Source organism: Streptomyces sp. NPDC051207 (assembly GCF_040682395.1).
Taxonomy (GTDB): Bacteria; Actinomycetota; Actinomycetes; order Streptomycetales; family Streptomycetaceae; genus Streptomyces.
The window spans coordinates 82,660-94,548 of sequence record NZ_JBFBAX010000023.1 but is presented as its reverse complement, the minus strand read 5'-3'; the positions used below and the strand labels follow the sequence as shown (position 1 = coordinate 94,548).

The 11,889-nt window shown below is 72.7% G+C and carries 11 protein-coding genes and 1 pseudogene; 11 read left to right on the top strand and 1 reads right to left on the bottom strand.

The window, feature by feature from the left end:
• Nucleotides 1–10 precede the first annotated feature (10 nt).
• From AB0M97_RS22145 to AB0M97_RS22115, 7 genes are all read left to right on the top strand, one after another.
• Entirely contained in the window at nt 11–1,063 is a 1,053-nt protein-coding gene (locus AB0M97_RS22145; RefSeq protein ID WP_365962656.1) for a WYL domain-containing protein, read from the top strand.
• On the top strand, nt 1,060–1,353 hold the full coding sequence (locus AB0M97_RS22140; protein ID WP_365962655.1) for a hypothetical protein: 294 nt from the start codon (nt 1,060–1,062) through the stop codon (nt 1,351–1,353). The genes AB0M97_RS22145 and AB0M97_RS22140 overlap by 4 nt, the downstream gene beginning before the upstream one ends.
• Nucleotides 1,354–1,407: 54 nt before the next feature.
• Nucleotides 1,408–1,602 (top strand): hypothetical protein, encoded by a 195-nt coding sequence (locus AB0M97_RS22135; RefSeq protein WP_365962654.1) that lies wholly within the window; start codon nt 1,408–1,410, stop codon nt 1,600–1,602.
• 269 nt (nt 1,603–1,871) lie between these two features.
• Entirely contained in the window at nt 1,872–2,153 is a 282-nt protein-coding gene (gene tatA / locus AB0M97_RS22130; protein WP_365962653.1) for a Sec-independent protein translocase subunit TatA, read from the top strand.
• Between the two features lie 48 nt (nt 2,154–2,201).
• Entirely contained in the window at nt 2,202–3,149 is a 948-nt protein-coding gene (gene tatC / locus AB0M97_RS22125) for a twin-arginine translocase subunit TatC (RefSeq protein ID WP_365962652.1), read from the top strand.
• Nucleotides 3,150–3,179: 30 nt separating this feature from the next.
• Nucleotides 3,180–4,070 carry a diacylglycerol kinase gene (locus tag AB0M97_RS22120; protein WP_365962651.1) on the top strand — a complete coding sequence of 297 codons (891 nt, stop codon included), beginning with the start codon at nt 3,180–3,182 and terminating at the stop codon, nt 4,068–4,070.
• Between the two features lie 40 nt (nt 4,071–4,110).
• Complete coding sequence (locus AB0M97_RS22115) at nt 4,111–6,966, top strand: DEAD/DEAH box helicase (RefSeq protein WP_365962650.1); 2,856 nt, start codon at nt 4,111–4,113, stop codon at nt 6,964–6,966.
• Nucleotides 6,967–7,106: 140 nt separating this feature from the next.
• Here AB0M97_RS22115 and AB0M97_RS22110 read toward each other — a convergent pair.
• A pseudogene (locus AB0M97_RS22110) lies at nt 7,107–8,360 on the bottom strand (biotin carboxylase N-terminal domain-containing protein); the annotation flags it as partial.
• 416 nt (nt 8,361–8,776) lie between these two features.
• Between AB0M97_RS22110 and AB0M97_RS22105 the strand changes: the two are divergent.
• From AB0M97_RS22105 to AB0M97_RS22090, 4 genes are read left to right on the top strand one after another with little or no spacing between them, the layout of a single operon-like run.
• Nucleotides 8,777–10,489, top strand: a complete 1,713-nt coding sequence (locus AB0M97_RS22105; RefSeq protein ID WP_365962649.1) for an ATP-binding protein — start codon at nt 8,777–8,779, stop codon at nt 10,487–10,489.
• Nucleotides 10,486–10,893 (top strand): roadblock/LC7 domain-containing protein, encoded by a 408-nt coding sequence (locus tag AB0M97_RS22100; protein ID WP_365962648.1) that lies wholly within the window; start codon nt 10,486–10,488, stop codon nt 10,891–10,893. Before AB0M97_RS22105 ends, AB0M97_RS22100 begins: the two co-directional genes overlap by 4 nt.
• Nucleotides 10,890–11,288 carry a DUF742 domain-containing protein gene (locus AB0M97_RS22095; protein WP_365962647.1) on the top strand — a complete coding sequence of 133 codons (399 nt, stop codon included), beginning with the start codon at nt 10,890–10,892 and terminating at the stop codon, nt 11,286–11,288. The genes AB0M97_RS22100 and AB0M97_RS22095 overlap by 4 nt, the downstream gene beginning before the upstream one ends.
• Nucleotides 11,269–11,889: an ATP/GTP-binding protein gene (locus tag AB0M97_RS22090; RefSeq protein WP_365962646.1), complete on the top strand. Its 621-nt coding sequence runs from the start codon at nt 11,269–11,271 to the stop codon at nt 11,887–11,889. Before AB0M97_RS22095 ends, AB0M97_RS22090 begins: the two co-directional genes overlap by 20 nt.

Genomic DNA, 11,889 nt, shown 5'->3' with positions numbered 1-11,889 from the left:
GGACAACACAGTGGCAGGCAAACCGGTCAGGCCCACGAGCGCCATCGACCAGACCCGGCGGATGCTCTCCCTGGTGACCTATCTGCGCGAGCGCCCCGGCGCCCGCATCGAGGACGTCGCGCGCGCCTTCGGCATCACCGAGGACGAGCTGGTCTCCGACCTCGACGTACTGCCCATGTGCGGCACCAGTTTCCGCGGCGGCGACCTGCTCGACATCGACACCGACGGCGAGCGCATCTGGTGGCACAACCCCGCCGCCCTCGGGGCGGAGGCCGCCGAGCCGCTCAGGCTCGCCGCCGACGAGGCCACCGCGCTGCTCGTCGCCGCCCGCGCCGTCGCCACCCTGCCCGGCCTGCGCGAGAGCGACCGGCAGGCGCTGCTGCGGGCGACGGCCAAGGTGGAGGCCGCGGCGGGGGAGGCCGCGGGCGCCAGCTCCCGGCTGTCGGTCACCTTCGAGTCCGAGGGCGGCGTCTTCGCCGACGTCGACCGCGCCATCGCCGAGCGCCGCCGCCTGTGGATCCGCTACTACTCACCGGCCCGCGACGAGGTCACCGAGCGCGAGATCGACCCCATCCGCCTGGTCAGCGTCGGCCACACCTACGTCGAGGCCTGGTGCCGCCGCTCCGAGGCGCGCCGCACCTTCCGGCTCGACCGGGTCGCCGAGATCAAGATCCTGGACGAGCCGTCCGCGCCGCCCGAGGTGGAGCTGCGGGACCTGTCGGAGGGGCTGGTGCAGCCCGCCGCCGAGGACCCGGAGGTCGTCGTCGAGGTCGGCCCGGGCGGCCGGTGGGTCGCGGAGTACTACCCGCACGACAGCGCGGACGAGCTGCCGGACGGCGGGCTGCGCATCAGCCTGCGCACCCCCGACCCGGCGTCGCTGCGGCGCCTGGCGTTGCGGCTCGGCCGCGACGGCCGGATCGTCTCGCCGCCCGAGCTCGCCGACAGCGCCCGGCGGGCGGCCCGCGAGGCCCTCGCGGCGTACGACGGGACCGAGGCGGAGCAGCCGCGGGCGGTGCCCGTGGCCGAGGACGGGCAGGACGACAGGCAGGAGCGAGTGCTGTGAGCGAGTCGGCGACGTCTGGTGTGCGGGGCATGACGGTGGCGTCCGCGTTCGCCGGGATGACGAGCGTGACCCCCGTGGTGTTCCGGGCGGGCTGCCCGGACTGCCGCGGGCGTTTCGAGCTGACCGCGAGCGCCCTGCGCCTGACCATCGGGGCCACGAGCCGGACCACGTTCTACTCCTTCACCTGCCCGGACTGCGGCGCCGCGGTCCGCAAGCCGGCGGGGGAGCGGATAGTGGAGCTGCTCACCGGCGGCGGCGTGCGCACCCTGCGGCTGCACTCGACGCTGTAGCCGTCCGCCGGGCGGGCGCACGGCGACCGGCCGGGACGGTCTAGGCTCGGCGTCATGTTCTGGCCGATGTTCGCGGTTGCTCTGGGTTTTCTGGGGCTTGTGGTCCTGGCGGTGTTCGCCGTGCGTGTCTTCGTGGAGGCGGAGCGTCTGAGCAGACAGGTGTCCGACTCCGCCCGCCGTATCAGCAGGGCGGCCGAGGACCTGGAGCACGCCGCGGCGAGTACGGCCCGTTCCGTGGACGCGCTGTGAGGGGCGCGCCGCGCCGCCCGTGAGGCCGGCGCCCGGACCTTTCGTACCGCTTCGCCCTGTCGGCCCGCCGGGGACGGCAGGTAGGCTTCTGATCGCGGACCGGAGAACGAGGCCCGGCCGCGGACGGGAGTACGCACAGGGGACGCACGGGGATTGCCCCACGTTCACCCCTGAGCGTTACGATCGCTGGCAGCACGATCTGTCGGACAGGCGTCCGACCGGTCGGACGGCACCCACCCCAAGCCGCCTCGGTGAGAAGGTAAAGACTTATGTTCGGAAGGCTCGGCGCTCCCGAGATCATTCTCATCCTCGTCGTCATCATCCTGCTGTTCGGCGCGAAGAAGCTTCCGGACATGGCGCGTTCGTTGGGCAAGTCCGCGCGCATCCTGAAGAGCGAGGCCAAGGCCATGAAGGAGGAGAAGTCCTCCGCCCCGGCCGACCCGCCCGCCGGCGACGAGCAGCCCCCGGCCCAGCGCGTCATCCGGGCCGCCCCCGGCGACGTGTCCACCTCGCGCCCGGTCAACGAGCCGACGGACACGACCAAGCGCTGACGCGGGGCCGGTGACCTCCGGCCCGCCCGCACGAGATGGGAACGTGGGTTGCTGAAGCCTGCCCGCAAGAAGGAGAAGGATCCCGAGGGGCGGATGCCCCTCGCGGAACACCTCCGTGAGCTCCGCAACCGGCTCGCGAAGGCGCTGCTGGCCATCGTCGTCGTCACCGTCGCCGCCGCCTTCTTCTACAACGACATCATCAACTTCTTCACCGAGCCGATCCTGAAGTCGGTGGGCTGCAAGGAGTCCTTCGAGGAACTGGCGAACTCGCGGTCCTCGTCGCCGTGCGCGCAGATCACCATCAACGGCCTGCTGACGCCGTTCACGCTGGCGCTGAAGGTCTCCCTGATGGCCGGTGTCGTGCTGGCCGCCCCGGTCTGGCTCTACCAGCTGTGGGCCTTCGTCGCCCCCGGACTGCACGGGCACGAGAAGAAGTACGCGTACGCGTTCGTGGCCACGGGCTTCCCGCTCTTCCTCGGCGGCGCCTTCTTCGCCTACAAGGTGCTGCCCACCACCGCGAAGGTCCTGATCGAGTTCACGCCGTTCGGCGTCGACAACCTGCTGCCGCTGGACGACCTGCTCGATCTCGTCACCCGCATGGTGATCGTCTTCGGCCTGTCCTTCGAGCTGCCGCTGCTGCTGATCATGCTCAATCTCACCGGGGCACTGAGCGGCAGCCGGATGCTCGGCTGGTGGCGGGGCATGATCCTGGGCATCACGCTGTTCGCGGCCATCGCGACGCCGAGCACGGACCCGCTGACCATGATGGCCCTCGCCGGGCCCATCTGGATCCTGTACTTCACGGCGGTCGCCTTCTCGTTGCTCAACGACCGGCGCCGGCGCCGCCGCGAGGCCCTCGGGCCCGCCGACGACGAGGCCTCAGAGCTGGACCTCACCCCCGAGGACATCGGCGAGGTCGAGCCCGTGACCGCGCAGCGGGCGCTGCCCGAGCAGGCCGGAGCGGACCGGGTCAACGGTTATGACGACGTGACCTGAAGTCCGGGCGGCACCTCGTAGGGTCGGGCCGTGACCTGCGAGATCACCCTCTTCGTCAACCCCACCGCGGGCCGCGGCCGGGGCGCCCGCGCGGCGCAGCCGGCCGCTTCCGCGCTGCGGGCGGCCGGCTTCTCCGTCCGCACGGTCCTCGGCGAGAACGCCCGGGACGCCCTCACGCGCGCGCGTGCCGCCGTCGCGGGCGGCACCGGCGCCCTGATATCCGTCGGCGGCGACGGCATGGCGAACCTCGCCCTGCAGGCCGTCGCGGGCACCGGCACCCCGCTCGGCCTGGTCGCCGTCGGCACCGGCAACGACTTCGCCCGCGCCCTCGGCCTGCCGGTGCGGGACCCGGCCGCCGCGGGCCGCCTGATCGCCGACGCCCTCAAGGGCGGACGGCTGCGGGACATCGACCTCGGGCGGGCCGGCGACCAGTGGTTCGGCACGGTCCTCGCCTCCGGCTTCGACTCCCGCGTGAACGACCGCGGCAACCGGATGCGGTGGCCCGCCGGCCGCGCCAAGTACGACATGGCGATGCTCGCCGAACTCGCCGCGTTCCGGCCGCTTGCCTACCGCATCCGGCTCGACGGCGGCGAGGTCCGGGAGATCGAGGCCACGCTCGTCGCCGTCGGCAACGGGTCGTCGTACGGCGGCGGCATGCGCATCTGCCCCGGCGCCGACCTCACCGACGGGCTGTTCGACATCACCGTGGTCGGGGAGTGCAGCCGCGCGACGCTGCTGAGGGTGTTCCCGAGCGTCTACCGGGGCACGCACGTGGACCACCCCAAGGTCACCGTGGTGCGGGCGGCGCGGGTCGAGCTCGCCGCGGACGGGATCACCGGGTACGCCGACGGCGAGCCGCTCGGCCCGCTGCCGCTGACGGCGCGGTGCGTGCCCGGCGCCGTACGGGTCGTGGGGCCGTGAGCTGGGCGGATCCGGGATTCACCGGAAAACGATCCGGATAATGATCGTCCTGTTGTCAGTGCGGCCCGGTACGCTCGAAAGCACGATGACAGAGGATCTCTCACCGGCCGAGCGGTACGCGGCGGCCCGCAGGCGCGCTGCCGAGCAGGCCACCGCGCTCGCCTCCTTCCGCGAGATGTACGACTTCGGCCTCGACCCCTTCCAGATCGAGGCCTGCCAGGCACTGGAGGCCGGAAAGGGCGTGCTGGTGGCCGCCCCCACCGGCTCGGGCAAGACGATCGTCGGCGAGTTCGCCGTCCACCTCGCCCTCCAGCAGGGCAAGAAGTGCTTCTACACGACGCCCATCAAGGCGCTGTCCAACCAGAAGTACGCCGACCTGTGCCGCCGCTACGGCACGGACAAGGTGGGCCTGCTCACCGGCGACAACAGCGTGAACTCCGACGCCCCGGTGGTCGTGATGACCACCGAGGTCCTGCGGAACATGCTGTACGCGGGCTCCCAGACCCTCCGGGGCCTGGGGTACGTGGTGATGGACGAGGTGCACTACCTCTCCGACCGCTTCCGCGGCGCCGTCTGGGAAGAAGTGATCATCCACCTCCCCGAGTCCGTGACGCTGGTGTCCCTGTCGGCGACCGTGTCGAACGCCGAGGAGTTCGGCGACTGGCTCGACACCGTCCGCGGCGACACCCAGGTGATCGTCTCCGAGCACCGGCCCGTGCCGCTGTTCCAGCACGTGCTGGCCGGGCGCCGGATGTACGACCTCTTCGAGGAGGCCGAGGGCCACAAGAAGGCCGTCAACCCCGACCTGACCCGCATGGCCCGCCTGGAGGCGAGCCGGCCGTCGTACCAGGACCGGCGGCGCGGCCGGCACATGCGGGAGGCCGACCGGGAGCGCGAGCGCAGACAGCGGTCGCGGATCTGGACGCCGAGCCGTCCCGAGGTCATCGAGCGCCTCGACGCCGAGGGCCTGCTGCCCGCGATCACCTTCATCTTCAGCCGCGCCGCCTGCGAGGCCGCCGTCCAGCAGTGCCTGTACGCGGGCCTCAGGCTCAACGACGAGGAGGCCCGCGAGAAGGTCCGCGCCCTGGTCGAGGAGCGCACCGCCTCCATCCCGCCCGAGGACCTGCACGTCCTGGGCTACTACGAGTGGCTGGAAGGCCTGGAGCGCGGCATCGCGGCCCACCACGCGGGCATGCTGCCGACGTTCAAGGAGGTCGTCGAGGAACTGTTCGTCCGGGGCCTGGTCAAGGCCGTATTCGCCACCGAGACCCTCGCCCTCGGCATCAACATGCCGGCGCGCTCGGTGGTGCTGGAGAAACTCGTCAAGTGGAACGGCGAGCAGCACGCCGACATCACCCCCGGTGAGTTCACCCAGCTCACCGGCCGCGCCGGGCGGCGCGGCATCGACGTCGAGGGCCACGCCGTGGTGCTGTGGCAGCGCGGCATGAACCCCGAGCACCTCGCGGGACTCGCGGGCACGCGCACGTACCCGCTGCGCTCCAGCTTCAAGCCGTCGTACAACATGGCCGTCAACCTGGTCGAGCAGTTCGGGCGGCACCGCTCGCGGGAGCTGCTGGAGACGTCCTTCGCGCAGTTCCAGGCCGACAAGTCGGTCGTCGGCATCTCCCGGCAGGTCCAGCGCAACGAGGAGGGCCTGGAGGGCTACAAGGCCTCCATGACCTGCCACCTCGGCGACTTCGAGGAGTACGCGCGGCTGCGCCGGGAGCTGAAGGACCGCGAGACCGAGCTGGCCCGGCAGAGCGCCGGCCAGCGCCGCGCCGAGGCCGCCGTCGCCCTGGAGAAACTGAAGCCGGGCGACGTCATCCACGTGCCGACGGGCAAGTACGCCGGGCTCGCCCTGGTGCTGGACCCGGGCCTGCCCGCCGGGCGGTCCAACGGTCACCGGGGCGTCGAGTACCACGACGGGCCGCGCCCGCTGGTCCTCACCGCCGAGCGGCAGGTCAAGCGGCTCGCGTCGATCGACTTCCCGGTGCCGGTCGAGGCGCTGGAGCGGATGCGGATCCCGAAGTCGTTCAACCCGCGCTCGCCGCAGTCCCGCCGCGACCTGGCGTCGGCGCTGCGCACCAAGGCCGGGCACATCCCGCCCGAGCGGCACCGCAAGCGGCGCTCCGAGGCGGCCGACGACCGGGAGATCGCCCGGCTGCGCACCGCGCTGCGCGCCCACCCCTGCCACGGGTGCAACGACCGGGAGGACCACGCCCGCTGGGCCGAGCGGTACCACCGGCTGCTGCGGGACACCTCGCAGCTGGAGCGCCGTATCGAGGGGCGCACGAACACGATCGCGCGGACCTTCGACCGGATCGTGGCGCTGCTGACCGAGCTGGACTATCTGCGCGGCGACGAGGTCACGGAGCACGGCAAGCGGCTCGCCCGGCTCTACGGCGAGCTGGACCTGCTCTGCAGCGAGTGCCTGCGTGAGGGCGTCTGGGAGGGGCTCGCTCCCGCCGAACTCGCCGCGTGCGTGTCGGCGCTGGTGTACGAGGCGCGGGCCGCCGACGACGCGATGGCGCCGAAGCTGCCGTCCGGGAAGGCCAAGGCCGCGCTGGGCGAGATGGTGCGGATCTGGGGGCGTCTCGACGCGCTGGAGGAGGAGTTCCGGATCACCCAGACGGAGGGGGTCGGGCAGCGCGAGCCGGACCTCGGGTTCGCCTGGGCCGCGTACCAGTGGGCTTCGGGCGCGGGTCTCGACGAGGTGCTGCGGGAGGCGGAGATGCCGGCCGGGGACTTCGTGCGGTGGTGCAAGCAGGTGATCGACGTGCTGGGGCAGATCTCCGCCGCGGCGCCCGCGGCCGAGGGCTCCACCGTGGCCAGGACCGCGCGGAAGGCTGTCGACGGGCTGCTGCGGGGGGTTGTCGCCTACTCGTCGGTGGGGTGATCCACCTGGCCGCGGGTGCGGGGCCGGTCCGGTTCGTCGGTGGGGTGGTTCGTCTGCCCGTGGGTGCGGGTCTGGTCCGGTTCGTCGGCCGGGTGGCCTGCCTGTCCGCGGGCATCGGTCCCGTGCGGCTCGGCGCGTCCGCGCGGTGGGGGGCCGGTCAGGGCATCGAGGGTCGTCGTGGAGTGCGTGGCCGTGCGGAACGCGGGGTCGCCGAGCGCCGCCCGCACCAGCCCCAGACCGGTCCCCGCGCCGTCGATCCAGGGCCCGGCCAGCGCCTCGCCGAGCCGCCGCAGCGCCTCCTCGCGGTCGCAGCCGTGGGCGATCACCTCGGCGAGCACCGGGTCGTACGGCGTCGGCGCCCCGGTGCCGGTCTCCGCCGGGCCGTCCACGCGCACGCCCGGCGGGAGGTCGGCCCCGGCCGGCGGTCCTGAGGCGGGCACAGGTGCGCGCCTCGCGCCCCCGGCGTACAGGCGGACTCCGACGGCGTGGCCGCGCGGTGCGCCCGGGGCGCGCACCACGCCCCGTTCGCCGCGCGCCAGGCGCAGCGTCCAGGCGACCAGATCGACGCCGTAGACCTCCTCCGTGACCGGATGTCCGGCCCGGAGACCGGGGCTGACCTGAAGGAAGTACGCCTCCTCGCGGACGGCGTCGTACAGGAACTCGGCGGTGCCCGCCGAGCGGTAGTCGGTCCAGGCGCACAAGTCGCGGGCCCAGGCCGCCAGTTGGGCGCGTACGTGGTCGGGGAGGCGCGGGGCGGGGGCCTCGGCCAGCACCTTCCGGCCGTGACGGCGCAGGGAGCAGTCCCGGTCGCCGAACGTGACGACCAGGCCGTCTCCGTCGCCGAAGACCGGCACCTCCAGATGCCGGGCGTGCTCCACGAGGCGCTCCAGGAAGACGTCGGTGGAGGCGCGGGACGCGGATGCCGCCCGGCGCGTCCGCCGCCAGGCGCCGGTCAGTTCGGCGGGGGAGCGGCAGGCCGACATGCCGATGCCGCCGCCCGTCGGCTTCAGCATCACCGGGTAGCCGATGCGGCCGGCCTCCCGCAGTGCCTCCTCCAGGGAGGTCAGCGGTTCCGTGCCGGGGGCGAGGGGCAGGCCTGCCGCGTCGGCCGCCGCGCGTGCCGTGTGCTTGGCGCCGAAGATTTCCAGCTGCTCGGGCGCCGGGCCCACGAAGACGAGCCCGGCGTCCTCGCAGCGCCGCGCGAAGGCCGCGTCCCGCGACAGGGAGCCGTGGCCGGGATGGATCGCGCCCGCGCCGGTGTCCTTGGCCGCCCGCAGGATCAGGTCGGTGTCGCCGTGCACGGTCACCGTGCGCAGGCCCAGGGCGCGGGCCGTGCGGACGACGCGGGCGGCGGTCGCACCGCGGTCGGCGACGAGCAGCGTGTGGAACGTCATGCGGCCCCTCGGGTCGTGGCCTGACGCGTCGTCCTGGGCGCGGCGCCGGTGGCCGTCCGGGTGGTCCTCTCCACGGCCGGTGGCCCGAAACCCGCCGCGGGGGTTTTTGATCTACGGACGGCCCCGACGGTTTTCGTACGTCCGTACGCCGTGACGCAAGGTGTGCGAATGGCTCCCGAGCGTGTAAATGGGGTCGAGGGTACTCCGGTCATGGGGCGGGTTTCAGGTGCTTGCCGAATATGCCATGACGTTGATCCGGTCGGGCTAAGCTCGCCCGCAGTGCGCCGAGTTGAGGTGAATTCGCGCGCTTGTTCCCCCATGCGCGGAAAATGCCGCCTGCGTCCCTGACATACCCCCGGTTTCCCTGACGTATCCCCGGCAAGCTTCCCCCAGCCGATTCCTTTACGAGGGCCTACATGGTGAGTGTTGAATCCCCTCCCGGTCGCCGCGAACTCTCGTATGCGCGCGTGCTGTTGCTGCCGGCCGTCCTGATGGCCGCGGCGACCGGGGCCGCCGTCGCCTGGGTGACGCACCCGGCCCGGGCCGCCGTCGGCTGGTGCGGTGCGGTCGCCACGCTGCTGGTCATCGCGACGGCCGCCGAAGCCGTGCGCCGGGGCCGCGCCCTGCGTGCCCTGCGCGCCGAACACGCCCGGCACGTCACGCGTCTGGAACGGCGGCTCGCCGCCGAGGAGATGGAGATGGGCCGCCTCGCCGAGGAGATCGTGCCCACCGCGCTGCACCTCCTGCACGGCGGACTCTCACCCCGCGAGGTCCTGCTGCGCCTGCCCGGCGTCGACCCCTCCTACCGTGACCTGCGGCCCGCGCAGCTGTCGCTGATCAGGACCGTGCTGAAGGTCATCGACACCGAGGAGTCCCTGCGCGACGCCTCGCAGCGCTCCTTCGTCAGCATCGCCCGCCGCGTCCAGGCGATCGTGCATCAGCAGGCCAAGGAACTGCGGGAGATGGAGGAGGACCACGGCCGCAACCCCGAGGTCTTCGACGACCTCCTGCGCATCGACCACGGCACCGCGCTGATCGGCCGCCTCGCCGACTCCGTCACCGTCCTCGGCGGCGGCAGGCCCGGCCGGCAGTGGCCCAAGCCCGTCTCCCTGTACAGCGTGCTGCGCGGCGCGATGTCCCGGATCCTGGAGTACCGCCGCATCGAGCTGCGCTCCATCGCCACGGTCAACATCAAGGGCATCTCCGTCGAGCCCGTCATCCACGCCGCCGCGGAACTCCTCGACAACGCCACCCGCTACTCGCCCCCGCACACCAAGGTGCACGTCACCGCCGTCGAGGTGCAGACCGGCGTCGCCATCGAGATCGAGGACGCCGGGGTCAACTTCAGCGAGGAGGCCCGCGCCCGCATCGAGGGCATGCTGGAGCGCGCCAGGGCCGGCCTCGACCTCCAGGACCTCGGCGAGCACCCGCGCCTCGGCCTCGCCGTCGTCGGCCGCCTCTGCAAGACGCACAACATGCAGGTGTCGCTCCGCGCCTCCGCGTACGGCGGTGTCCGCGCCATCCTGGTCGTCCCGAGCACCATGATGACCACCGAGCCCGGCATCGGGGCCGCCCACGGCATCGGTGCCACCTCCGTGCCCAAGCAGGGTCCCGGCACCCTGGAGGGCCCCAAGCGCGCCCCCAAGACGCGCCGCCCCACCAGCCCCCGCGTCCCCATGACCGTGTCCATGGAGGACGACGTCCCCGAGGTCACCGAATGGACGGCGAACGGCCTGCCGCAGCGCCGCAGCCGGGTCAAGACCCCGATCACCCAGCGCTACGCCGAGCAGTACGCCGCCGAGCGCGCCGCACGCGAGGCCGAGCAGTCCGGGGCGGCGGCCGAGTCCCTCTGGACGACGCCCGCGCCCGCGCCGGAGCCCAAGGAGGACGAGCCCCCGCCGGGCCTGTGGGTCGAGGCGTTCTGGGAAGGGCTCAAGGGCGACCCGGACCCGACCGCGTTCACCCGGCCGGCGACCGAACCGATCACCGAGCCCGCCGCCGGGCCGATCGCCGAACCGGCCACCGGGCCGATCACCGAGCCCGCCGCCGGGCCGATCACCGAGCCTGTCATCCAGCCGACCACCGAGCCGGTCCGTGCCGAGGCCGACGACGAAGGGGACTTCACGTGATCCAGCAGCGAGCCAACTTCGACTGGATGCTCAAGGACCTCGCCGACGGCGTCCCGGGCATCGAGATGATCGTCGTGCTCTCCGCCGACGGCCTGCGCATCGCCCGCCACGGCGGCGACCCCGACGCGGCCGACCGGGTCGCCGCCGCCTGCGCCGGGCTGCAGAGCCTGGCGAGCGCCGTCGCCACCGAGATCCCCGACAGCGACGGCCGTATGAAGCTCGTCATCATCGAGATCAACGGCGGCTACTTCTACCTGATGGCCGCCGGTGCCAACGCCTACCTCGCGGTGCTCTCCGACGTCGTCGCCGAACCCGGCCTGATGAGCAACCGCATGCGCGACCTCGTCGCCCGTATCGGCGCCCATCTGACCAGTCCGCCCCGGCGCAGCGGGCACACCGTATGACTCCTCCGCAACGCCAGAGGCGGACCCCCCAGCCGGAACCTCCCCCCGAACCCCAGAGGAAGGAGGGCGAGGGCGGCGGCGTCGAGCGGCTCTACGTCGTTGCCGGACCGGACGGCAAACGGGCCGAACTCGACCTGGTGACGCTGATCGTGGCACGTGCCGACCCCCCGCAGTCCGCCACCCCCGAGCAGGCGGCACTGATCCGGCTGTGCGCCGCCCCGCTCTCCGTGGCCGAGCTGTCGGCCTATCTGAACCTGCCGTTCAGCGTAGTGACCGTGCTGATCACCGACCTGCTGCCGGCCGAACTGGTGCAGGCGCGCGCCCCGATCGTCCGCCAGGCGCTTCCCGACCGAACCATCCTCGAAGCGGTGATGCATGGACTTCAACGGCTCTGACACCGTCCCGGGCCCGCGGACCGAGGACCAACTGCCGCACACGGCACAGGCCGCGGTGAAGATCGTGATCGCGGGGGGCTTCGGCGTCGGCAAGACCACCATGGTGGGTTCGGTCAGCGAGATCAGACCGCTGACCACCGAGGAGACGATGACCCAGGCCGGCATCGGCGTGGACGACAACTTCGGCTCGCCCACCAAGACGGCCACCACCGTGGCGATGGACTTCGGCCGCATCCGGATCACCGACCAGCTCGTGCTGTACCTGTTCGGGACCCCCGGCCAGGAGCGCTTCTGGTTCCTGTGGAACGGCCTGTTCGAGGGCGCGCTCGGCGCCGTCGTGCTCGTCGACACCCGCCGGCTGGAGGTCAGCTTCGACGTCATGGGGCGTCTGGAGGAGCGGGGCGTGCCGTTCGTGGTCGCCGTCAACACCTTCCCGGACGCGCCTCGCTACCCCCTCCCGGACCTGCGCGCCGCCCTCGACCTGGCCGAGGACATCCCCATCGTCGAGTGCGACGTGCGCCGCCGGGCCTCCAGCCGTGACGTCCTGCTGACCCTGATGCGCTTCCTGCACGCGCTCGCCCAGTCGGGTGCCCTCACCTGA